The 24,619-nt window shown below is 51.9% G+C and carries 20 protein-coding genes; 15 read left to right on the top strand and 5 right to left on the bottom strand.

Features of this window, described 5'->3' with window-relative positions:
• Positions 1-70 precede the first annotated feature (70 nt).
• Together JQN73_RS02545 and JQN73_RS02540 are read left to right on the top strand one after the other, a co-directional pair.
• The gene (locus tag JQN73_RS02545) at positions 71-1,375 is read left to right on the top strand and encodes a hemolysin family protein (RefSeq protein ID WP_205321584.1); all 1,305 of its coding nucleotides are present in this window, start codon (positions 71-73) and stop codon (positions 1,373-1,375) included.
• A gap of 396 nt (positions 1,376-1,771) precedes the next feature.
• Positions 1,772-3,103, top strand: a complete 1,332-nt coding sequence (locus tag JQN73_RS02540) for a dicarboxylate/amino acid:cation symporter (protein WP_205321581.1) — start codon at positions 1,772-1,774, stop codon at positions 3,101-3,103.
• Positions 3,104-3,257: 154 nt separating this feature from the next.
• Here the strand turns inward: JQN73_RS02540 and JQN73_RS02535 are convergent, their stop codons facing one another.
• A complete protein-coding gene (locus tag JQN73_RS02535; RefSeq protein WP_240162401.1) occupies positions 3,258-4,991 on the bottom strand; it encodes a peptide chain release factor 3 in 1,734 nt (577 codons plus the stop codon).
• A 283-nt stretch (positions 4,992-5,274) separates the two neighbouring features.
• Complete coding sequence (locus tag JQN73_RS02530; RefSeq protein WP_205321580.1) at positions 5,275-6,198, bottom strand: LysR family transcriptional regulator; 924 nt, start codon at positions 6,196-6,198, stop codon at positions 5,275-5,277.
• Positions 6,199-6,328: 130 nt separating this feature from the next.
• Between JQN73_RS02530 and JQN73_RS02525 the strand changes: the two genes are divergently transcribed.
• From JQN73_RS02525 to JQN73_RS02465, 13 genes are all read left to right on the top strand, one after another.
• Positions 6,329-7,546 carry an ABC transporter substrate-binding protein gene (locus tag JQN73_RS02525; RefSeq protein WP_205321578.1) on the top strand — a complete coding sequence of 406 codons (1,218 nt, stop codon included), beginning with the start codon at positions 6,329-6,331 and terminating at the stop codon, positions 7,544-7,546.
• Between the two features lie 140 nt (positions 7,547-7,686).
• Complete coding sequence (locus JQN73_RS02520) at positions 7,687-9,195, top strand: CoA-acylating methylmalonate-semialdehyde dehydrogenase (RefSeq protein WP_205321576.1); 1,509 nt, start codon at positions 7,687-7,689, stop codon at positions 9,193-9,195.
• Between the two features lie 20 nt (positions 9,196-9,215).
• Positions 9,216-10,109, top strand: coding sequence for a 3-hydroxyisobutyrate dehydrogenase (gene mmsB, locus JQN73_RS02515; protein ID WP_205321574.1), 894 nt, complete (start codon positions 9,216-9,218; stop codon positions 10,107-10,109).
• Between the two features lie 1,130 nt (positions 10,110-11,239).
• Entirely contained in the window at positions 11,240-12,955 is a 1,716-nt protein-coding gene (locus tag JQN73_RS02510; RefSeq protein ID WP_205321572.1) for a methyl-accepting chemotaxis protein, read from the top strand.
• Between the two features lie 146 nt (positions 12,956-13,101).
• Positions 13,102-13,926 carry a CheR family methyltransferase gene (locus JQN73_RS02505; protein WP_205323136.1) on the top strand — a complete coding sequence of 275 codons (825 nt, stop codon included), beginning with the start codon at positions 13,102-13,104 and terminating at the stop codon, positions 13,924-13,926.
• Complete coding sequence (cheD, locus tag JQN73_RS02500; RefSeq protein ID WP_205321570.1) at positions 13,923-14,609, top strand: chemoreceptor glutamine deamidase CheD; 687 nt, start codon at positions 13,923-13,925, stop codon at positions 14,607-14,609. Before JQN73_RS02505 ends, cheD begins: the two co-directional genes overlap by 4 nt.
• A gap of 56 nt (positions 14,610-14,665) precedes the next feature.
• Positions 14,666-15,697, top strand: coding sequence for a chemotaxis response regulator protein-glutamate methylesterase (locus tag JQN73_RS02495; RefSeq protein WP_240162515.1), 1,032 nt, complete (start codon positions 14,666-14,668; stop codon positions 15,695-15,697).
• A gap of 141 nt (positions 15,698-15,838) precedes the next feature.
• Positions 15,839-16,237, top strand: coding sequence for a chemotaxis response regulator CheY (gene cheY / locus JQN73_RS02490; protein ID WP_205321566.1), 399 nt, complete (start codon positions 15,839-15,841; stop codon positions 16,235-16,237).
• Between the two features lies 1 nt (position 16,238).
• Positions 16,239-16,907 carry a protein phosphatase CheZ gene (gene cheZ, locus JQN73_RS02485; RefSeq protein WP_205321564.1) on the top strand — a complete coding sequence of 223 codons (669 nt, stop codon included), beginning with the start codon at positions 16,239-16,241 and terminating at the stop codon, positions 16,905-16,907.
• A gap of 317 nt (positions 16,908-17,224) precedes the next feature.
• A complete protein-coding gene (gene cheA, locus JQN73_RS02480; protein ID WP_205321563.1) occupies positions 17,225-19,291 on the top strand; it encodes a chemotaxis protein CheA in 2,067 nt (688 codons plus the stop codon).
• Between the two features lie 9 nt (positions 19,292-19,300).
• Positions 19,301-19,837, top strand: coding sequence for a chemotaxis protein CheW (locus JQN73_RS02475; RefSeq protein ID WP_205323135.1), 537 nt, complete (start codon positions 19,301-19,303; stop codon positions 19,835-19,837).
• Entirely contained in the window at positions 19,834-21,561 is a 1,728-nt protein-coding gene (locus JQN73_RS02470; protein ID WP_205321562.1) for a methyl-accepting chemotaxis protein, read from the top strand. Before JQN73_RS02475 ends, JQN73_RS02470 begins: the two co-directional genes overlap by 4 nt.
• 226 nt (positions 21,562-21,787) lie before the next feature.
• Positions 21,788-22,582 (top strand): flagellar brake protein, encoded by a 795-nt coding sequence (locus JQN73_RS02465; RefSeq protein WP_205321561.1) that lies wholly within the window; start codon positions 21,788-21,790, stop codon positions 22,580-22,582.
• Between the two features lie 53 nt (positions 22,583-22,635).
• Here JQN73_RS02465 and fliR read toward each other — a convergent pair whose 3' ends face one another.
• From fliR to fliP, 3 genes are all read right to left on the bottom strand, one after another.
• Positions 22,636-23,430: a flagellar biosynthetic protein FliR gene (gene fliR / locus JQN73_RS02460; protein ID WP_205321560.1), complete on the bottom strand. Its 795-nt coding sequence runs from the start codon at positions 23,428-23,430 to the stop codon at positions 22,636-22,638.
• Positions 23,431-23,506: 76 nt separating this feature from the next.
• Positions 23,507-23,776 carry a flagellar biosynthesis protein FliQ gene (fliQ, locus tag JQN73_RS02455; RefSeq protein ID WP_205321559.1) on the bottom strand — a complete coding sequence of 90 codons (270 nt, stop codon included), beginning with the start codon at positions 23,774-23,776 and terminating at the stop codon, positions 23,507-23,509.
• Positions 23,777-23,870: 94 nt separating this feature from the next.
• Complete coding sequence (fliP, locus tag JQN73_RS02450) at positions 23,871-24,575, bottom strand: flagellar type III secretion system pore protein FliP (protein ID WP_370551344.1); 705 nt, start codon at positions 24,573-24,575, stop codon at positions 23,871-23,873.
• Positions 24,576-24,619 lie beyond the last annotated feature (44 nt).

Here is a 24,619-nt window from a genome sequence, read left to right as displayed (position 1 = left end):
GGAAACGCAACACACTGCGTGCCAGCCGTTCGCCTATACTTAGTGCTTTCTATCTTTGGAAAGAGTCGCATTGAATAACCTGTTATTAGTCATTGCTGCGCTATTTTTAGTTGCGCTCAATGGCTTTTTTGTTGCCGCCGAATTCAGTTTGGTAAAGTTGCGTCAAACCCGAATTCGCGCTATCGCCAAAAAACACGGCGCCCGGGGACGGATTTTATCGACGGTGCACCGTCAGTTAGATGCCTATTTATCAGCTTGTCAGCTAGGTATCACGTTGGCCTCGCTCGGTCTGGGATGGATCGGAGAGCCGGCCTTTGCCGGACTGTTAGAGCCGGTTTTCGGCTGGATTGGCATTACATCCCCGGAGCTGATACACGGTGTCTCCTTTTTCTTCGCATTTTTTGTGATTTCCTTTTTGCACATTGTGGTGGGCGAGCTGGCACCCAAGACCATGGCCATTCGTAATCCGGAAGTGGTAGGAATGTGGAGCGCATTGCCGTTGTATGGTTTTTATTGGATGATGTATCCGGCAATATGGTTGTTAAATGCCAGTGCGAACGGATTATTGAAAGTGGTTGGCTTAGCGCAGGGCCAGGGTCACGATACGCAGTATTCCGCCGACGAGTTGAAATTAATCTTACGCAGCAGTCGCTCCGGTGAGAGATTCACGCCCGATGAATGGAATGTGCTTGCGCAGACATTGGATTTCAGCGAGCTTGAAGTTTCGGATTTGATGCGACCAATCAATGAAGTCGCTGCACTGCATGCCAACTTAAGTCTGCATGAAAATCTACAAATTATTTACCGTAACCGGTTCAGTCGTTATCCCTATTTTGACGTTGACGGTATGACTGTCCTCGGGGTTGTGCACATGAAGGACCTGTTTTTTGCGCAACAGGAGGGAAAATCGATCGATAGCTTGAAAGAGTACCTGCGTCCGGTGCAATATATTTCCTCACGAATGTCGGCTCTCGCGCTATTTCGGCTGGTGCGCAGTGGCGCGCCACATTTCGCTATTATTGGAAAAAAAGGGCTGGTTCCGCGTGGCTTTATTACGCTTGATAACCTCTTGGGCGCCCTGGTCGGCGAAATTCGTGATGAATTCCGCTTGAACGACAATGATTGGACGCGGCTACCGGATGGCACTTTGGTAGGGAAGGGAAGTTTGCCGATCTTTTCCCTGGAGCGTATTTTGGGTGGTGATATCGAAGAAATCGAAGATGTCGATTCGGTCGGCGGATTGATCATGGCGAAGCTTGGCAATCTCCCACAAGAAGGCCAAAAAGTGGCCTTCGACGGATTTGATATAGTCGTGAAAAAAATGAACGGACCCCGGATCGTTTTGGTAAAGGTCTATCCGGCGATCGTGCAGTAAGAGCTATTACTTAATAAATACGCGAATCCCCGTAAGAGGGAAGTGCTTTCTCGATGCCACAGCGTCGTTCAATATTCCGAACGATGCGATTCTCTGGCTTAGCCCCTCAACATTCGTTGTGATCCAGGCTAAGTGATTTCCACATATCGCGGTAAATAACTTGAACGATGCGGTCCGGTTCAGCTAAAGTTGCGCACTTTCTCAATTTTTATCACCTTTTTCAATAACCGGTTTATTGCCCGGAATGATGAAGTAAGTCTGAAAAGAAAAGGTACGCCGGGGAAAAAATGCTGTGCGGCTATTGTTGGCTTTTTGGCGCTAAATGGTGCAAAGTTAGCAAAGTTGGGCTGCAAGTAGAAAAATTCTAAGCACAATACGTGTAAATGGAGAGATAAAATGGCAAAAAAGCCGCTGTATAAGTCACTATATGTTCAGGTACTGACCGCCATTATCATTGGCGTTTTGATTGGTCACTTTTTCCCGCAAACCGGCGCTTCCATGAAGCCCCTGGGTGACGGTTTCATTCAGCTCATCAAGATGATCATCGCACCGGTGATTTTCTGTACGGTGGTGATCGGTATCGCTGGCATGGAAGACATGAAAAAGGTCGGCAAGACCGGTGGTATGGCCTTGTTGTACTTTGAGGTCATGAGTACCGTCGCTTTGATCGTCGGTTTGATCATGATCAACATTTTTCAGCCGGGTGCAGGTATGCATATCGACGTTTCGACGATCGATACTAAGGCCATCACTGCCTATACCGCGCCAAACTCGATGGGTTCAACTGTCGATTTCATTTCCCATATTATTCCGAGCAGCTTCGTCGGTGCGTTTGCCCAAGGCGACATTCTACAAGTGCTGTTAATTTCGGTGCTGTTTGGATTTGCGCTTCACCGCTTTGGCGGTCGTGGCACTCTGATATTCGATTTTATCGAGAAATTTTCGCACGTATTATTCGGCATTGTTGGCTTGATTATGCGCGTGGCGCCAATCGGCGCGTTTGGTGCAATGGCCTTCACTATCGGTAAATACGGTATTGGTTCGTTGCTCTCCCTGGGCAAACTGATGGGCTTGTTTTACGCAACCTGTTTGCTATTTGTTTTTGTTGTGCTCGGCATCGTCACACGGTTGAACGGTTTCAGCGTGTGGAAGTTCGTGAAGTACATCAAGGAAGAACTGCTGATCGTTCTCGGTACGTCTTCATCGGAATCGGTATTACCGCGTTTGATGGCTAAGATGGAAAACCTCGGCGCCAAGCAATCAGTCGTTGGCCTGGTAATCCCGACTGGTTATTCGTTCAATCTGGATGGCACGTCGATCTATCTGACCATGGCAGCAATCTTTATTGCTCAGGCAACCGATACACCATTAACGATTTGGCATCAAATAACGCTGCTTCTGGTGCTGTTATTGACCTCAAAGGGTGCAGCGGGGGTAACTGGAAGCGGCTTCATTGTTTTGGCAGCGACTTTGTCGACCGTTGGCCATGTCCCTGTAGCCGGACTGGCCTTGATTCTAGGTATTGATCGTTTCATGTCTGAAGCACGTGCATTGACAAATACTGTCGGCAATGGCGTAGCCACAATTCTGGTCGCTAAGTGGTCCGGCGATCTGGACGAGGCACGCTTGCATCAGCAACTGGATGGTAAAGTTGATCCAGAGCAGGAACTGGAATATCAGAATGCCAAGCTCGCAGCGGTCGATAATACCCAAGTTTATAAAGCTTGAACTAAATCGTAGTGAATGTGAAATCGAATACGGCGTTGTTGTCGTATCGATTTACAAGAAAAAAAACGGTCCAATCGGATCGTTTTTTTTCGTCTGAATAAGTGCGTCGATAGCTGAACCTTCAACCTTCAGCCTTCAGCCCTCAGCCCTCAGTTTAGGAAAGTTTGACCGCGTGTTCGCGTGTCTCATGGAAGGTTATCTGCGGCCAGCGCTCTTGCGCCAGACGCAGATTCACGCCAGAACTTGCCAGATAAGCCAGATTCCCGGCAGCATCGTGGGCAAGGTAATTTCCCGCAGACGATCTTTCGAAGTCCGCCAACATTTTTTTATCGGCGCAACTAATCCAGCGGGCGCTGCTGATGCTGGTGCCTTCAAATACGGCGTCTACGCCGTATTCGTTCAGCAATCGACTGGCAACCACCTCAAATTGCAGCACACCGACGCCACCTAGTACCAGATCACTACTTGAAACCGGTTTGAATACCTGAATCGCACCTTCTTCGCCCAACTGCTGCAAACCTTTGTGCAGTTGTTTAATTTTCAAGGGATTGCGAATGCGTACCGAACGGAAAAAATCTGGTGCAAAGTAGGGAATCCCGGTGAACTGCAGCAATTCACCTTCTGAGAAACTGTCGCCGATTTGCATATTACCGTGGTTTGGCAGGCCGATAATGTCGCCCGCAAACGCTTCCTCGACCTGTTCACGACTCGATGCCATGAAGGTCACGACGTTTGAAACCTTAATTTCCCGATTAAGGCGCAGATGTTTGATTTTCATGCCGCGTTCAAAATGGCCCGAGCAGACGCGCAGGAAAGCGATGCGGTCACGATGCGCGGGGTCCATGTTGGCCTGGATCTTGAACACAAAGCCTGAGAATGGTTTCTCTGTCGGCGCGACGGTACGAACAGTTGCATCGCGTGCTCCCGGCGGTTGCGCCCAGTCGATCAGCGCATTTAATATTTCCCGGATACCGAAGTTGTTGATCGCAGACCCGAAAAATACAGGCGTCTGCACACCAGCCAAAAATGCTTCTTTGTCGAACGGATGCGAAGCACCGTGTACCAATTCAACTTCCATCCGCAACTGCTCAACCTCGCGCGGGAACATTTCGTCAAGGCGGGGATTATCGATGCCCTTGATCACTTCAAAGGTCTGGTCGGCTTTTTCACTACCTGGGGCAAATAACAAAATTTCATCACGCAGCAAGTGATATACACCGCGGAATGATTTGCCCATGCCGATGGGCCAAGTAACCGGTGCGCACTGGATTTTCAGCACCGTCTCCAGCTCATCCAGCAGTTCGAGCGGATCACGGGTTTCGCGATCCATCTTATTCATCAACGTAATAATCGGTGTGTTACGCATGCGGCAAACATTCAGCAACTTGATGGTCTGGGTTTCGACACCTTTAGCAGCATCAATCACCATCAGCGCCGAGTCAACAGCCGTCAATACGCGGTAAGTATCTTCCGAGAAATCCTGGTGACCGGGGGTGTCGAGCAAATTGACCACGTGATCGCGGTATTCAAATTGCATGACCGAACTGGCGACCGAGATGCCACGTTGTTTTTCGATTTCCATCCAGTCCGAGGTCGCGTGACGCCCGCTTTTACGACCCTTGACGGTACCTGCTAACTGAATCGCGCCGGAAAACAGCAACAGTTTTTCTGTCAGCGTGGTTTTGCCTGCATCGGGATGGGAAATGATACCGAACGTACGACGGCGTCCGACTTCGCTGGCAATTTGTTCAAGCGATACGTTGTTAGCGGAAACTTCGGCAGAGTCGTTGGTGGAAGCGCTGGTAGAGTCGTTGGCATGATCGCTTGCCTGGTCAATCTCCTCATTGGCTTGATCGACGGGCGGCTGCGCTGAAATGGGTTCTTGCATGATGCGTGCTTCAAACGACTACGGTCGCTTGCCTTGATAGGTGTCAAAAAAATGGGAGATGCGCTTGGACTGCTATAGCGGCCGCTGCAATTGGGCATTACCGGGAAGTCGCGATTATAACGTATCGAGAGCCGGTCGGAATAATGAGTCTCGGTGCGGAAATGGTCTGAGTGATCATTTTTACGTCGAATTCTTGATAAAAAGCGCTATTGGAGCCGTGAATAAATCCGCTCTGACGGGCTAGGTTTGATGCACACAATCCGACTTCGGGCTGGCTTTCCCTTTAATCCAGCCAGACCATCTCGCGCGACTCTCCCATCAAAAAGGGGCGGTTCGGCTCCATCACGTCGCGTAGATAAGTCCACAGGGCAGCGACCCGCGCCACATTTCGCGTTTCCGCAGCTGCAACTAGCCAGAATGTGCGCTGTATATCGACTTGTCCATCCAGCACCGGCACCAGATCATTGCTTTGCTGCGCCAGAAAACAAGGCAAAATCGCCAATCCCTGACCTCTGCGCGCCGCCGTATATTGGGCGATCACACTGGTACTGCGAAATGCGCGAAAAGCTGAAGGGGCAACGTTTTCCTTGTAGCGCAATTGCTCCGTAAACACCAAATCATCCACGTAACCGATGAACGGATGCGCGGCCAGATCTTCCATCGAACTTATCGCGGGGTGGGCGGCCAGATAAGCAGGGGTTGCATATACTTTTAATAGGTAATCTGTCAGTTTGGTCATAACAAAATTACCGCTCTGCGGACGTTCAAGGGTGACGCTAATATCGGCCTCGCGTTTCGATAAGTTAACAAAGCGCGGTACCGGCAGCAGGTCGACGCTGATATGGGGGTGACGGGCGCAGAAGTGTGCCAGATGCGGTGCCAATACAAAGGTGCCGAAGCCTTCGGTCGCGCCGAGTCTGACTTGTCCGGAAAGCAACCGGTTATGTCCGCTCAATTCTTCTGCCGCAGCATAGACCGTGCTCTCCACCTGTTCTGCGTATTCGATTAATCGATGACCTTCTGCAGTCAACGTATAGCCCTGGTTGTTGCGCTCAAATAACTGGCTTCCGACTTGCTCTTCAAATCGACGCATGCGACGCGAGACCGTTGAGTGATCTACCCCCAGTTTTTTTGCCGCATCGACTAATCCCTGGCTACGTGTCAGTTCCAGAAATACGCGCAGGTTGTCCCAATCCAGTGTCGCCATCGTGATATTTTCCAAGATTATCCGTGCTTTGTAAAAATGCAAAGCCATTGTGATTTTTTTTATATTGTCCCAATAATAATGCACATGCAGAATACGCCCACACTATATTAATAATAATCAGGAGACAACCATGCCTTACAAGGTGTTTACGCGCAGCTTCGCTGCTCTGGCAATTGCATTATTGGCAAGTTCCCCATTGGTCCATGCCCAAGCTCCCGACGTATATAAGATCGGTATATTGACCGACATGTCGGGACCGTATTCAGGTATGGGCGGTCCTGGTTCGGTCGTGGCAGCCAAAATGGCGATAGAAGATTGCATGAAGGCCGAGTGCAAGGGCATGAAAATAGAGTTATTGAGCGCAGATCACCAAAATAAAGCTGACATTGGCGCCTCCAAAGCACGCGAATGGCTGGATCGCGATAAAGTCGATGCCATCGCCGACCTCACCAATTCATCCGTTGCATTGGCGGTGCAGCGCCTGATCCGTGAAAAAGGTGGAATCGCAATGTATAGCGGCCCCGCGACCACTGTATTGACCAACGCCGAGTGCGCACCGAACGGCTTCCATTGGATGTTCGATACCTATTCACAAGCCGCCGGTGCGGCAGCCGCCTTAACCAAGATGGGACAAAAATCCTGGTATTTCGTGACTGTTGATTACGCTTTCGGACAATCGCTGGAAAAAGATGCCAGCGATGTGGTTAAACGATTGGGCGGTACTGTGGTCGGCTCCGTACGCCATCCGCTCAACGCCAGTGATCTCTCATCATTCTTATTACAAGCACAAAGTTCCAAGGCCCAGGTGATCGGCTTAGCCAACGGCGGTCAGGACACCGTCAATGCGATCAAGCAGGCGCGCTCGTTTGGTATTGGCACCAAAGACCAACGTCTGGCTGCTTTGCTGGTGTTTTTGTCTGATGTGCATGCACTGGGCTTAAAGGACGCGCAGGGCTTGGTGTACACCGACGGTTTTTACTGGGATTTCGACAATGACACGCGTAGTTTTGCCAAACGTTTTGAAGCGCTGGACAAAGGCAATAAGCCAACCATGGTGCACGCAGGGGTGTATTCCAGTGTTTACCATTATCTGAAGGCAGCGGCTGCGACAAAATCCCACGACGCAAATATCGTTGCCAAAAAGATGCGTGAAATTCCTATTAATGATGCCGTTATGCGGAATGCTTCGATTCGTCCCGATGGCAGGGTGATCCACGACATGTATTTGTATCAGGTCAAAACGCCAGCAGAGTCGAAAGGCCCTTGGGATTATTTGAAATTGTTATCAACCATCCCCGCTGATCAGGCATTCAAACCGATGGATGCTTCTTGCTCCCTCGTGAAATAAAAAAAGTGGGATTTGCCGCCGACTGCTGATAGCACGGCGGCGGCGATGATCATAAACCGTTCAAGTATTGGTTTGAATTTGTATCATTTTTGCATTCACTACTTTCCGAATTACCATTTTTTATTTGAAGGAAAATAAACATGTCTGAATTCACCATCCCTAACGTGCCGCTATATATCAACGGCAAAGCCGTCCAGTCAACCAGTACCGAATGGCGTGACGTTGTCAATCCAGCCACGCAAGAAGTGGTCGCGCGCGTACCGTTTGCGACTAAGACCGAAGTCGATGAAGCGGTAGCGACAGCAAAACAGGCGTTCCGTACCTGGCGCAACACGTCGCTCAGTCAGCGCATGCGCATCATGCTGAAGTTTCAGCAACTATTGCGTGAGAATATCGCACCGCTGGCTGAACTGATTACGCGTGAACACGGCAAAACATTGCCGGATGCCGAAGGCGAAATCATGCGCGGACTGGAAGTGGTCGAGCACGCGTGTTCTATTACCTCGTTGCAATTGGGGGAGTTGGCAGAAAACGCCGCAACCGGTGTCGACGTCTACACCATTCATCAACCGATTGGTGTCGGCGCAGGTATCACCGCCTTCAATTTTCCAGTCATGCTGCCATGTTTCATGTTTCCGGTCGCCGTTGCGTGCGGTAATACCTTCGTACTAAAACCGTCCGAACAAGATCCTTCATCGTCGCTATTTTTGGTTGAACTGGCGCAAAAAGCGGGTCTTCCACCGGGCGTGCTGAACGTGGTCCATGGCGGTCCCGATGTCGCCAACATGCTGTGCGATCATCCAGACATTAAGGCCGTTTCCTTCATCGGTTCCACCAATGTCGGTACGCATATTTATCGCCGTGCCAGCGAATCTGGCAAACGGGCGCAGTGCATGATGGGAGCTAAGAACCATTGCATCGTTTTGCCGGACGCAAATAAAGATCAGGCAATCAATAATCTACTTGGTGCGGCGTTTGGCGCTGCCGGTCAGCGTTGCATGGCTAACTCTGTCGTGCTGTTGGTTGGCAAAGCCAGAGATTGGCTGCCGGAGATTGTGTCGCGCTCCCGCACGTTGAAGATCGGTCCGGGCAGCGATCGCACCGCAGACCTCGGCCCGATGGTGTCCAAAGCGGCCAAAGCACGTACCGAACGTTTGCTCGGAACCGGCGTGGAGCAAGGCGCTAATCTATTGCTTGATGGACGCGACTGTAAAGTCGCCGATTACCCGGACGGTAACTTCGTAGGACCAACTATTTTTTCCGGCGTAACAGCTGAAATGGATATTTATACGCAAGAAATTTTTGGTCCCGCGATGTGCGTAGTCGAGATGGAAACCCTGGACGATGCGATTGCGTTTATCAATGCCAATCCGAACGGCAACGGTACTTCGATCTTTACGTCTTCCGGCTGGTCGGCGCGTAAATTTCAAAATGAAATTGATGTCGGTCAGATCGGTATCAATGTCCCCATTCCTGTGCCGGTAGCGTATTTTAGCTTTACTGGTTCGCGTGCTTCCAAGCTCGGTGATCTTGGACCAAACGGCAAACAAGCTGTTCAGTTCTGGACCCAGACCAAGACGGTAACGGCGCGCTGGTTCGCTCCCGATGATGATGGCGGTCAGATCAACACCACGATCTCAATGAAGTAACGTTGCTAAGGAGATAATATATGGATAGCGAAGTAGTTTTTATCGGACTCGGCAATATGGGTTTGCCGATGGCGCTGAATCTGGTGCGTGCCGGAATCCGCGTTAGCGGCCATGATCTGGTGCCCGCCAGCGTCGAGAAATTTATCGCAGGGGGCGGCAGTAACGGCGCTGATTTGATCTCCGCAATCAAATCAGCAAAAACAATTATTACGATGCTGCCAGCCAGCCGTCACGTCGAATCGGCGTACTTCGGTGAGAACGGAATTTTGGCGCAAGCAAAGCCCGGAACGTTGCTCATTGATTGCTCAACGATTGCGCCTGACAGCGCGCGCAAGGTGGCGGCAGCGGCCAGCGAAAAAGGCTTTACCATGGTTGACGCTCCGGTGTCCGGCGGCACGGGCGGCGCGGTGGCGGGGACATTGACGTTTATGGTCGGCGGCTCTGCAGACGGTTTTGAACTGGCTAAACCGATGTTCGAGATTATGGGGAAAGCCATCTTTCACGCTGGCGAAAGCGGGGCCGGCCAAACCGTCAAAATGTGTAACAACATGCTGCTAGGCATATTGATGATTGGCACGTCCGAAGCAATCCGGCTTGGTATGGCAAATGGAATGGACCCCAAAATATTATCAGAAGTCATGTCAAAAAGTTCGGGCCGCAACTGGGCGCTGGAAGTGTATAACCCATGTCCCGGTATTATGGAAAACGCTCCTGCATCGAAAGACTACAGCGGCGGCTTCGGGGTTGACTTGATGTTGAAGGATCTCGGCCTGGCGACGGAAAACGCATTGTCTACCAGCAGCAGTATTCCGCTGGGATCGTTAGCGCGAAATCTTTACGACATCCATAGCAAGAGCGGTGCCGGCGGCTTGGATTTTTCGAGTATTTTTAGTATGCTGGGAAAGGCAAAGTAAGTTTGTGGTTTGCTCACTTTCCAATGTAGGCTGAGTTTTGTCAGGTGGGATTTGATCTGACGTTAATGCCTTGCTAAAAGGTGGGGTCACGCTGCTTGATAAAGGTGCGAATCTTTCTTAGGCGAAGGAGTGATCCCCTCGTAATTGCCTCAGAGTGTTATCGAGGAAAAGTTCGGGCGGTACAGTTTACATTGGGGAAACTTGCCTTCGAGTGGGGACCAGCTCCGACGAATTAACTCAGCGTTATATTTTCATGTCACTACGTAAGTTCAGAATCCAATCGTTCCCTTTGGTTGAATGGACCGACGATTTGCATCATCAATGATCAATGATCAATGATCAATGATCAATGATCAGTTATCAATTTCTGTCACTGTGCCAACGGCTGCATAAATCAAAAATTATCCTGATTTTCCCCTCTGCTCCTATTCTCGTTCTGCAAGCACCACGGTCATCAGGGGCGGCCCGCATTGGCTCTCGCTGATGGCGCTCGTCTTTTACTTTGCGTTGACCAAGTAATTAGAAATAACCTCCTGAAGCCTTTCTATTCGCTTTCCATAATTCAATAATTTTCTTCGGCGCAACTCGGTGAGAGGTTAATTGCTTCTGCGTGGATCCCCTGTTCCTCGTCAGCCGATTTCCTATAAGAAATTAAGGCATGAGCACGCGCGCGTCGCCAAATTTCTAATTAAAGAAAATGCAATTGATTGCCGTTAAGTAAGTTGAGCATGGAGACAGTTGCTATCTTCAGCCTATGTGTCAGCGGTTTTTGTTTCATATTAACAAAGGATCTTTATGCTAGCCAACGTGCAGCCGCTTAACGGCAGGGCACGCCGTAATGCGGCCGTAATCACATCACGGGAGGTTCTCATCTCGACCTCAGGCCTGGAAGAATACGGAGTTGCGTGGTTATCGAGCGTGACCCGCATCGCCAACCGCCATAGATGGGAACGACGCTGATTAAGGATCGTTTGATTGATGGGGGCGATCGTTCATCGCATGTTGGTTCTGTTGTTATCAACACATCGATGTCTAGCAAGAAAATTGGAATGTTAAGCCAGGTCGCGCCTGATGGCGAGAGCGCGATGAATAAGATTTGCAACCAGATATTTCCGACGGGAAAAAATAAAATGAACATTCGGAATTTGAAGATTAGTCACAAGTTAATGTTGGCTTTTGGGACCCTTACCCTCCTGCCGCTTATTTTGGCGGCGATCACCTATATCCGCGTAGGAAGCCTCGGCGGTGATATTAAGCTAATGAACGAGGATCGCTATCCCAAGACAGTGCTTGCGCACAGGATCAAAGATAGATTGAACGAGACGGCACGCGAGATGGGCGAGGTCCTGTTGATGACGGATGCTGATGCAACCAATAAGGAATTTGCAGAAATTGAGGAGGATTCGCGTGTCATTACTGCATCGATTGATAAACTTGATGGGATGATTATCACGCCACAAGGTAGAGAAGATCTCAAAGCACTGATCGAGGTAAGGCAGCGGTTCACCACGTTGAAAGCGACTTTTATTGCACTGGCAAAGCAAGACAAAAAAGACGAGGCTAAGACGGTGTTACTGAAGGAACTGCGTCCGGCTCAGCTTGCCTATATGAAAATACTCGACCAGTTGATCGAGTTTCAGTCAGGCCTGATGGAGTCTGCAGGGACGGAAGTGGACGCACAGGCAAATCAAACACGCATGCTGGTGCTGACTATTTCCCTTCTGGCGGTCGCCGTCAGCCTCCTGTTAGGTACATTGACCACACGGAGTATCACGCGTCCGTTAAGTGACGCGGTTGTCATTGCGCGGCGCGTAGCCGAAGGTGATCTCACCAGTTCTATCGTCGTTAACTCGCACGAAGAAACAGGCCAGATGTTGCAAGCGCTGAAGACAATGAATGACAACCTGGTAAAAATCGTTGGCGAAGTACGCACCGGTACCGATGCGATCGCGACTGCGTCCGGGCAGATCGCCAGCGGCAACCTGGACCTCTCGTCGCGCACTGAACAGCAAGCCAGTTCGCTCGAGGAAACGGCGGCGTCAATGGAAGAATTGACCGGTACTGTCAAACAAAATGCCGAAAATGCACGGCAAGCCAATCAACTGGCGTTGTCTGCGTCCGAGATCGCGATCAAAGGTGGGGGAGTGGTGTCGCAAGTAGTTGATACGATGGGTTCGATCAACAAATCGGCCAGGAAGATCGTCGACATCATCAGCGTGATCGACGGTATCGCGTTCCAGACCAACATCCTGGCACTGAATGCAGCGGTGGAAGCAGCGCGTGCCGGCGAACAGGGACGCGGCTTTGCGGTGGTGGCCAGCGAGGTCCGCAACCTGGCGCAACGCTCGGCCGCTGCGGCCAAGGAGATCAAGACCTTGATTGATGACTCTGTACAAAAAGTCGACGTCGGTGTCAAACTGGTTGACCAGGCTGGCGCTACCATGGGCGAGATCGTTGAAAGCGTCAAGCGCGTGACCGACATCATGGGCGAGATCACAGCGGCCAGCCAGGAGCAAACCTCGGGTATTGAACAGGTCAATCAGGCAATCATGCAGATGGACCAAGTCACACAACAGAATGCCGCGTTGGTCGAAGAGGCTGCCGCTGCTGCCGCGTCCCTTCAGGAGCAGGCCGGCAATTTGGTGCAAGTGGTCAGCGTGTTCAAGACAGACCGCCGGCGTGCGACTGTCAGTGCGCCGCTAAGAACGGTGCATCGTCCCGTCCCGGCGGCCTTGCGTGGCACGGCTGCCGGCAGCGATGCCAGGCGTCCGTCGACGAATGCCAAACCGCTTAAACGCGCCGCTATCGCAGCCGTCACCGCTGACGGTGAGTGGGAGAAATTTTAAACTCATCTCCGGTCTGCGCCGCAAGCGTTACTGCAACATGCTGGGACCCGTCGCAGCAACGGCTTGCCTCTCTATTCATGCGCATTTAACTTGTACGCTTTATTAGGACCTCAGTGGCAATTCATTCACTCTCAAATTCCTCGGTTATGCGTGATTTTACGTTGACCGATACCGATTTTTCTCGTGTGCGCAGCATGATTCATCAGCGCGCCGGCATCGCTTTGGGTGAGCAAAAACGCGAGATGGTGTATAGCCGCTTGTCGCGGCGTCTACGAGAATTGGGGTTGACTGAATTTACGTCCTATCTGGCGATGCTGGAGGCCGATAAACATAGCGACGAATGGGAGAGATTTACCAATGCGCTGACCACCAATCTGACCGCATTTTTCCGCGAGGCGCATCATTTTCCGCTGTTGGCAGCGCATGCTGTGAACTGTCCGCAACCGATGAACGTCTGGTGTTCGGCTGCGTCGACCGGCGAAGAGCCGTATTCGATTGCGATGACACTGATCGAGGCACTCGGTAGTCGGGCCAGTTCGGCGAAGGTGCTGGCGACCGATATCGATACGCAGGTATTGCAAAAGGCGGCAGTGGGTGTTTACACCATGGAGCAGGTCAGTAAATTGCCGCAGGAACGCCTCAAGCGTTTCTTTCTGAAGGGTACCGGCGCGCAGGCCGGCAAGGTCAGAATCCGGCCAGAGGTCGCCGCAATGGTGACCTTCACCCAACTGAATCTGCTGAGTTCGCAGTGGGCCATCAAGGGGCCATTCGACGCAATCTTCTGTCGCAATGTGATGATTTATTTTGATAAGCCGACACAGGAAAAAATATTGGAACGTTTTACACCGTTGATGAAGCCGCATGGCTTGTTGTTTGCCGGGCATTCCGAAAATTTTTCCTATGTGAATCAATCGCTCAGCTTACGTGGCCAGACCGTATATGAACTCACCTCTGCCAAGGTGCGGGCATGACTTCCGCAGCGATGGAGCCGGTTGCCAGCCGTCATTATTTTGATCGCGAATTCGAAATGGACGCAATCAGGTTGCTGCCCAACCAGTATTACGTCACCTCCAGCAACATGGTGCTGACGACAGTGCTTGGTTCGTGTGTATCCGCCTGCGTGCGTGATAGTACCGCGGGAATTGGCGGCATGAATCACTTCATGTTGCCCGACGATGCCGGCCCCAACGCACCGGATTCCTCAGGGGCGATATCGATTCAAGCTATGCGCTACGGCACTTATGCGATGGAAGTGCTGCTCAACGAACTAATTAAGGCAGGCGCACGGCGTGATCGACTTGAGGCCAAGGTGTTCGGGGGCGGCGCGGTGTTGCCGAACATGACGATGCTTAATATCGGGGATCGCAATGCCGACTTTGTATTGCGCTATTTGCAAATGGAGCAGGTGCGGGTAACGGCACAGGACCTACGTGGAAATTTACCTCGTCGAGTCAGCTATTTCCCCGAAAGCGGAAAGGTACTGGTACGAAAATTACGTCGTCGTGATGACCTCTTGGAGGTGCAAAAAGAGGAGCATATATTAGCGCAGGCGTTGGCCCGCCCGCTGGCGCTCAATCGCGTGGATTTGTTCGATATACCGCACACGAACGCGCCAGGGTACCAGCATTTTGATAAAAATAAGGGGGGCATGTGACGACCAATAAGATCAAAGTATTGTGTGTAGATGACTCAGCATTGATTCGCAGTTTGATGACGGAAATTATCAACAGTCAACCTGACATGACGGTGGTGGCGACCGCACCCGACCCACTAGTCGCGCGTGACTTGATCAAGCAATTGAATCCGGACGTGCTGACACTGGATGTCGAAATGCCGCGCATGGATGGCCTGGATTTTCTGGAAAAACTGATGCGCCTGCGGCCGATGCCGGTGGTCATGGTGTCGTCTCTGACCGAACGCGGCTCGGAAATCACCATGCGGGCATTGGAACTGGGAGCCGTCGATTTTGTCACCAAACCGCGACTTGGCATCCGTGATGGCTTGCTTGAATATACGGAGCTGATTGCGGACAAAATTCGTGCGGCGTCACATGCACGTTTGCAGCCTGCGCGACGCCCGCCAACTAGCGTCGGTGCAACGCCCTGTAGCGCAGCGCTGGCACCGATGCTCCACATTCCATTATTAAGTACCGAAAAGCTGATCATCGTCGGGGCCTCTACCGGCGGGACCGAAGCGATTCGAGAAGTGTTGCAGCCATTGCCGCCAGATTGCCCTGGCATCATGATCGCGCAGCACATGCCAGCGGGTTTTACCCATTCGTTTGCGCAGCGCTTGAACGGTTTATGCCGGATCACGGTCAAGGAGGCGGTGCATGGCGAACGGGTGTTGCCCGGTCATGCCTATATTGCACCGGGTGGCTACCACCTGTCGCTGGCACGCAGTGGCGCTAACTATGTCGCACAAGTAGATCAGGAACCGCCGGTAAATCGCCACCGGCCATCGATCGACGTGCTGTTCGACTCAGTCGCCACACATGCGGGGAAAAACGCTATCGGCATCATTTTGACGGGAATGGGCCGCGATGGTGCCGCCGGGTTGCTGCGCATGCGACAGGCGGGTGCTTACACGCTGGCGCAAGATGAGGCCAGTTGCGTGGTGTTCGGTATGCCGCGTGAAGCGATAGAGATGGGCGCCGCAAATGAAGTGGTGAGCATCAGGGAAATGAGTCATCGTTTGATGGTACGCCTGATGGCATTGGGTGAAAGATCGAATCGCGTTTAAGAAATAAGGGTGGTCTTGCGCATGATGAATTGTCATTCGTCATGCTGATTTTATTGGCGAAACAAAAAAATTCAAAGAAGCAGTTACGGCAGCAATAATTGCGGTAGCACTGTAATAACGGTAAACATGTCTGGAGTAATCATGGTCGATAAAAGTATCAAAGTTCTGGTGGTAGACGATTTTCCAACCATGCGCCGAATTATTCGTAATCTGCTCAAAGAGCTGGATTTCGTGAATGTTGACGAAGCGGAGGATGGCGCGGCCGGTCTGCAAAAGTTAAAGGGTGGAAACTTCGGTTTTGTCGTCTCCGATTGGAATATGCCCAATATGGATGGGCTGACCATGTTGAAGGCGATTCGTGCGGACCCGACAATGGCTAGATTACCTGTTCTGATGGTGACCGCCGAGGCAAAAAAAGAAAATATCATTGCCGCTGCGCAGGCTGGTGCGAACGGCTACGTAGTGAAGCCGTTCACCGCTGCCACGCTGGAAGAAAAAATCAGCAAGATATTCGAAAAAATTGAGAAAGAAAGGGTCTGACATGTCGCCGACTGCGCTCTCTATGCCAAACGTGCCGGTTGCTGCAGACACCGCCGAACAACTTGTTAGTCGGATCGGGCGCATGACGCGCCTGTTGCGCGAAAGCATGCGCGAGTTAGGACTGGACCAGGAAATCGCCAAGGCGGCGCAGGCCATCCCTGATGCACGCGAGCGCTTGACTTATGTGGCCGCAATGACCGAGCGTGCAGCAGAACGTGCATTGAACGCGATCGACGTAGCGCAGCCAATCCAGGATCAGATGGCGCAGCAAGCCAGGCAGTTGAACAACCGCTGGGATGCGTGGTTTGCCAATCCAGTTGAGCTGGAGCATGCGCGTGCACTGGTATTGGATACCCGTGGTTATTTGCAGGAAGTGCCAAAGCAGGCGGCGGCGATCAATGCGCAACTCATAGAAATTATGATGGCACAGGATTTCCAGGATCTGACCGGCCAGGTGATCAAGAAGATGACGGAAGTAGTGCTGCACATTGAAAAGCAATTGCTGCAAGTTCTGATCGATAACGCGCCGACCGATAGCCGTCACGATGCGGCGGTTGTTAGCCCGGCGAGTAATTTATTGTTTGGGCCGCAAGTCTCGGTTGTGACCAGTTCGGATGCGGTTTCGGATCAGGAGCAGGTTGATGATTTGCTGGCTAGTATGGGATTTTAAGAGCGCGTTCAAGTGCCTGTGTTCAGCGCGCGGTTTCGGTACGCCGATCTTGTGTGTTATGAGAAATTGTTGGTGCACTGTGCGTAGACATGTGCCTTATGACAGGATGCGGCCGCAGGTCAACACCAACCGCCGTTGCGCTGGATTCATTACAGCAACAACCATTAAATAAAGTGCTCCCGGGATTCAGTTAATGCGTTTTCGTCCGTAATAGACATAGTAAGGCCGAATAATTGCGAAGTTTTAGCTATTGAATATTTGAAGGTCTACATGCGTGGCATCGCACACGAAGTATCAAGCAAGGATGTGAAGACCCAATGGATATAACCGAGTTTTACCAGACGTTTTTTGAGGAGGCAGATGAGTTGCTGGCCGAAATGGAGCAGTTGCTGCTAGGTCTCGATGTCGATATGCCTGACAACGAACATTTAAATGCTATTTTTCGCGCTGCACATTCGATTAAAGGCGGCGCTGCAACGTTTGGTTTTGCCGCGCTTACGGACACGACGCATCTTCTGGAAAATCTGTTGGACCGGGCGCGGCATCTTCAATTGACATTGAGCAAGGAAATGATCGATGTATTTTTGGAAGCAAAAGACGTGCTGCAAGAACAATTAGCGGCCTATCGGGCCGGCACCGAGCCAGATCCGGAGACGGTCGCACGTATTTGCGCGGTCCTGAAGCAACTGGCGGAGGAGGACATTACGGATGAGTCGTCGACTGGCGCAAAAGCAGCGGTGGCAGTTGTTGCCGCTCCATCCCCGATAGCGCCGCCAACGGCGGTTGCCAGCGGTTCGGCGCGCTTAAAGGTGCGCTTGTCCGGCATTTCCGAGAGCGACCGTTCCTTACTTACCGGCGAGTTGGCTAATCTTGGTGAAGTATTGGCACAGACCCAAAGCGGTGACGACTTGGTGCTGTGGTTGGAAACGACCTGCGAACCCGATGACATCATCGCGGTGTGCTGTTTCATTATAGATATGGATCAAATCAATATTAGCCGTGAGGTGGCCGAGCCAATGGACGCTGCTCTGTTGCCGCAAACTCAGGATCAAGTCGAACCGGGGTTACCGGCGATTCAGGTTGATCGGGCAATTGCAGCCGATCAAGCGGTCTCCCCGGGTCCTATATCCAGAACTACCGCGGCTGCGGCAGTTAGCGCGAGTAACGCGGCTGGCACTACCGGGGCGAAAGAATCGAGTTCTATCCGCGTTGACGTCGAGAAGGTCGATCTGATTATTAATCTGGTGGGGGAATTAGTCATTACCCAATCAATGTTGGCGCAAACGGCGTTAACCCTTGATCCTGTCATTCATGAGCGACTATTAAGCGGCATGGGACAGTTACAACGTAACGCCCGTGATCTGCAGGAATCCGTGATGTCGATCAGGATGATGCAAATGGATTACGTGTTCAGTCGCTTCCCGCGCCTGGTACGCGACCTGACTGCAAAATTGGGTAAGGAAGTGCGGCTCGTCACCTTTGGTAAGGCGACTGAGTTAGATAAAAGTCAGATTGAACGCATCGTTGATCCGTTGATGCACCTGGTACGTAATAGTCTCGATCACGGCATTGAAATGCCAGAGCAGCGGATCGCAGCTGGTAAGGATCCGGTTGGCGAGCTTTTGCTGTCCGCTCATCATCACGGTGGCAACATTGTGATTGAAGTCAGCGATGATGGTGCGGGCCTCAATCGCGAAAAAATTCTGGCCAAGGCGATGCAGCGAGGCATGTTGATAGGCGATGCAGCGACTATTTCCGACGATGAGGTCTGGCAATTGATTTTTGCTCCAGGATTTTCGACCGCAGAGAAAGTTACGGATATTTCAGGACGTGGTGTCGGTATGGACGTGGTCAAGCAGAATATTCAGGATATGGGCGGCCACGTCGAAATATCTTCACGCCAGGGAAGCGGCAGCACCATCAGGATCGTCCTGCCGTTGACACTGGCGATACTGGACGGCATGTCGGTGAAGGTTGGAAGCGAGGTTTATATTCTGCCGCTCAACTATGTCATTGAATTGTTACAGCCACGCACAGAAGATATCCATTCTGTCACCAACGACGAGCAGGTGATGCACGTACGCGGCGAATATCTGCCGTTGACCGCGTTGCATAGGGTGTTTGATGTCGCTGGTGCGGGCCGCGATCCCACGCAAGGGATTGTCGTGATCGTACAGGCAGAGGGACAACGCTTTGCATTATTGGTTGATCAACTGATTGGCCAGCATCAGGTTGTGGTTAAAAATCTGGAAACCAACTATCGCAAGGTCGCCGGCATTTCTGCGGCAACCATTTTGGGTGACGGTAGTGTCGCACTGATTATTGACGTTCCGGCATTGCAGCGCGCTAGCCGCGAGAAATCAGCAGCGTTGGCCTTGGCGTAAATGCCGAACATGACCTTTGAATACAGGAGAGATATTATTGTTGCGCTAAATAAAATCAGTACGCTGGAAAATGATGGGGAAGGGGATGGCGAGAAATTCCTCGTCTTTACACTCGGAACTGAAGAGTACGGCATAGACATTCTGCGCGTGCAGGAAATACGGGACTATGAAGCGGTAACACGTATTGCACATGCCCCGGCATTCATCAAGGGCGTGACTAATTTACGCGGCATTATCGTTCCGATTGTCGATTTGCGTATTAAGTTTGGACTGGAAAACACGCAACACGGTCAACACACCGTTGTCATCATCCTCAACATTCGGGATCGCGTGGTCGGCATTTTGGTGGATGGTGTTTCTGATGTGCTGACACTCAGCGCAGCGCAGATTAAGCCAGCGCCGGAGTTTGGCGCTACGTGGTCTGCTGAATATCTGACCGGCCTCGGTGCGATAGAAAACCGTATGCTCATATTGATCGATATCGAAAGATTGATGTGCAGCGAAGACATGGAATTGTTTGAAACCGGGAGTGGTTCAAAAAAATGAAAATTACTAATCTTAGGGTCGGTACCCGAATGGGAATAGGGTTCGCAACTATTCTTGCCCTGTCGGTCGTTTCGACCGTCATAGGAATATCAAACCTGCATCAGGTTGCGATGGCGACGCAACAAATGACGGCAGAGCCTTTGGTAAAAGAAAGGCTGGTCTCAGACTGGAATGTTCTCACTACCTCCGCCATCGTGCGTACCTCGTTCATTGTTAAAAGTGCGGATGGATCGCTAGCAACGACGTTTGCGGAAGACATCGATACAGGCGTAAAACAGGGGAGCGAACTCCAGAAAGCGTTGGAGCCTTTATTGACTTCAGACGCAGAAAAAGAAATATTTAAGTCGATCAAGATTCTTCGCGAAAAATACCAGAACGCTAAAGTATTGGCGATGAAAGCAAAACAAGCCGGCAACAGCGAGGAGTCATCTCGGGTTTATAACGAACTATTTTTACCGAATTCGAAAAAATACAAAGCCCAGCTTGATAAATTTCTTGCTTTTCAAAGGCAAAGTATCGACCAGACCGGGCGTGACGTCGCGCAGTTATATAACCACAGCTTCAATCTTATGGTGTTGTTAGGTGGGTTGCTGGTTGCATTGGGCGTAGTGTGTGCATTCCTGATTTCACGTTCCATTACACGCCCGCTGAGTGAGGCAATCAAGGTTGCGCAAACCGTGGCATCCGGCGATCTGAGCAGTCGTATCGAAGTGAAAACCACGGATGAAACCGGGCAGTTGATGCAGGCATTGAAGGACATGAACGACAGCTTGTTAAGCGTTGTTGGCGACGTCCGCGTCGGCACGGATACTATCGCTGCAGCATCAAGCCAGATCGCATCAGGTAATCAGGATTTATCGTCGCGTACCGAGCAACAGGCCAGTTCGCTGGAAGAAACCGCAGCATCGATGGAGCAATTGACCAGCACGGTAAAACAGAATGCCGATAATGCCCGACAAGCCAGTCGGCTAGCGGTGTCGGCGTCCGGTGTTGCGGTCAAGGGTGGTGGCGTCGTGGCGCAAGTGGTTGAAACAATGGGAGCGATTAATACGTCTGCCAAGAAGATCGTCGACATCATTGGCGTTATTGACAGTATCGCGTTTCAGACCAATATCCTGGCGCTAAATGCGGCGGTCGAAGCAGCGCGCGCGGGCGAGCAGGGGCGCGGTTTTGCGGTCGTCGCCAGCGAGGTGCGTAGCCTGGCGCATCGCTCCGCTGCGGCAGCGAAAGAGATTAAAACTTTGATCGACGCCTCTGTGGAAAAAGTTCACATCGGGGTGAAACTGGTCGACCAGGCTGGCATCACGATGGGCGAAATCGTCGATAGCGTCAAACGCGTGACCGATATCATGAGTGAGATTGCCGCCGCTAGCGAGGAACAAACTGCCGGGATTGGACAGGTTAACCAGGCGATCATACAAATGGATCAGGTCACGCAACAGAACGCTGCGTTGGTAGAGGAGGCTGCTGCCGCTGCCGCATCTCTGCAAGACCAGGCCGCTAACCTTGTGCAAGTGGTCAGCGTGTTCAGTATCGACGATACGTCAACGTCCGGCGGCGCCTCGTTAAAGACGGCAGTTCACCGGTCGTCAATGGTTGCGTTGCCCGCCCGTATCGCTACCGCGCCACGCGTCGTCAGGCAATCGGTGGCAATGAACGTGAAACCGTTGAAACGCGTACCGAATGTTGCCGTTAATGATGACGGTGACTGGGCGACTTTTTAATGCGTCTCTTAAGTGATCTGTGCGATTGTTTTGCAACGCCAGAATGCTAAAATTCGGTATCTTTTTGCTATTATTGTAATAATTGCTAGATTATGCCAAAAAAGTCGGAAAATACGGACTACAAGACTGTCCCAACAGATAAAAATCTAAAAATATTGCAACGGTTTTCACACTTTAGCCACATCCTATTGCTGCGGCATGGTGTATGCAGCTATAGGAAAGTAAAATGATGGCACCTGATTTAATCCCAACAGTACCTGAAACAGGCGTAGAGCCACGTGAGTCGCCAAGCCTGACGGCCGCGCTGGCCGCGCTTGCCGATTTTCGGAAAACGCATCCCAAGGAAATCATTAGCCTGCTGCGCCAGCTGGCGCGCCACAGGAATGTTCTGAACGTCTCCTTTGGCAGAAATGGGGAGCGCATCGTCACACGGATTCTGGACGTGGATGAAGCCAGCGGATCGTTTTTGTACGATTATGGTGCCGGCAATGCAGAGAACCTTCGCTTTCAACAGTCGGAAGAGAATCTGTTTTCAGGCATGCAAGCAGGTGTGCATATTAAGTTTGTATGCGGCCGGGCAGCGCCGGATCTGCATGATGGCTTGCCGGCGTTTAAATCGCAGTTGCCTGAAAGTCTGTACCGCATACAGCGGCGTGAAAACTTTCGGGTTGAAATGCCGATCGCTGATCCCTACGTCTGCACCGCCACACTACCAAATCAGCGGCGAGTAAGGTTCAACCTGGTCGATCTGTCGCTCACCGGCGTCCGACTGCGTTCCGCCGATGTCGATCCGGATGGGGACGAACTGACAATCGGCACAACGCTAACCGGGGCTACGTTTGACTATCGTGATCTCGGGACAATGGAATCAGACCTTAAAATCATCATTTTCCAAAACGCCAAAACTTCCACCGATCCTATCTACCACTTCGGTTGCCGCTTTTTGACCTTACCGAAAGCCAAGGAAGCGAGCTTGCAGCGGTTTATTACATTTTTGGAGTTGCGTCGGAATAAACGCTGATTAGTTACGCTCAATAACCTATTTACTGAAATCGATGACTGCTCAGTGAATGGTCACTTTCGCAGGGCCTGCGTCAGATGCAACATGGTCGTCAGACTCGCGGAGAATTGCTGCTCCATGAAGGGCGCCATATGGGGCATCAATAACTGCAGCGCAATGACGCCGCTGAGCAGCGTTAGCGGAAAGCCGATGGCAAACACGCTGAATTGCGGGGACGCACGGTTGAGAATGCCCAGTGCCAGATTCAATGTCAGGATGGCCGTAACCAGCGGCAGCGCCAGCATCAGGCCGGCGGTAAATACCTCGCCACCGGCCAACACCAGCAGATACCAGCCGCCCGCCGCCAGCGGGGATACGGAAATCGGTAAGGTCTGAAAGCTGGTAGCCAAGGTCTGGACCATCATCAAATGACCGTCGACTGCCAGGAAAACCAGCATCGCCAGCGATTTCAGCAAAGTCGACAGGACCGCGGTGCTGCCGCCGCTCATGACGTCGAAGAACGATGCGAAGGACAAACCCATTTGCAGTCCGATATAGTCGCCTGCCGCCTCAACGGCGGCGAATACCATTTGCATCACCAGACCCATTGCGGCGCCAATAATGAATTGCTGGATGATGATCCAGACGCCGCCCGCCGACATTAACGGGGTGGCTGGAAGCGCTGTAACGGTGGGTGCAATGACCAGCGTCAGGAGGACGGCGAGGCCAACTTTGGCTTCGCGAGGGACCGGCGTTTCACTGAAGACAGGGGCGGTGCCGACCAGTGCGAGAATTCGTACGAACGGCCACAAAAACGCGACCAGCCAGGCGCTGAGCTGGGCCGACGTGACGGACAGGACCGGCTGCATCAGTTAGCGAACGGAGGAAAGTGTGTGCTCATGCTGCTGTTCGTACAAAAGTAAGCGCTCATCGGAGAATGCAAGATCAGCCAACCAGCTGCGGGATGCTGCTGAACAGGTCACGCATGTAGTCGAGAATCACGCTCAGCATCCAAGGGCCGGCAATTACCATCGTTGCCAGTACCGCCAGCAGTTTGGGAATAAACGAGAGCGTCATTTCGTTGATCTGGGTGGCCGCCTGAAACAGGCTGATGACGAGGCCCGTGACCAGGGCTACCAACAGCAACGGCGCAGCCAGCAACACCGCGACTTTCATGGCATGGTAGCCAAGGGACATTACCGATTCAGGAGTCATGGATGTATGTTCCGAGCCCTGGAACGGCGCTGGACCGTTTCAGGCAACCTATAAAAATATGAATTAAAGCGCAAGGGTGACCATGTCAGCGCCGCTACGTATAGAAACTTTGTGCCAGCGCCCCGACGATCAGGTGCCAGCCGTCGACCAGTACGAACAGCATTAATTTGAACGGCAGGGAAATATTCGCCGGCGGCACCATCATCATCCCCAACGACATCAGGACGCTGGCCACCACCAGATCGACCACCAGAAACGGGATAAAGATAGTGAAGCCAATCTGAAACGCGGTTTTCAGTTCGCTGATCATGAACGCGGGAACCAGGATCCGCAACGGCACCTCCTCCGGACCCTGCATCGGCGGCGTGTGCGCCAGCTTGGCAAACAGGGCCAGATCGTTTTCCCGAGTTTGTTTCAGCATGAATTGCTTGAACGGCTGGATGCCGCGATCGAGCGCTTGCTCGCTACTGATCTTGTTTTCCGAAAATGGCTTGTAAGCATCGTTATACGCTTTATCGAACACCGGCGACATGACAAAAAAAGTCAGAAACAATGCCAGCCCGACCAGAATATGATTCGGCGGGGAGGTCTGGGCACCAATCGCATTGCGAAGCAGGCTGAGCACAATGACGATGCGGGTGAACCCTGTCATGGTCAGCAAGACCGCCGGCAGAAACGACAGTGAAGTCAGTAACAGCATGGTCTGGACGCTGAGCGACCAGGTCTGGCCGCCGCCAGCGGCGGGGCTTGTGGTAATGCCTGGGATGCCCTGGGCCGAAGCGAGCGCCGGTAATAGCAAGGGGAAAATGAAGACCAGCACAGCGCCAAGCCGACAGCAATACG

It is taken from the genome of Glaciimonas sp. PAMC28666, assembly GCF_016917355.1.
GTDB lineage: Bacteria > Pseudomonadota > Gammaproteobacteria > Burkholderiales > Burkholderiaceae_D > Glaciimonas.
Note: the sequence above shows the minus strand (reverse complement) of the source record. Positions and strands in the feature narration are given on the sequence as shown.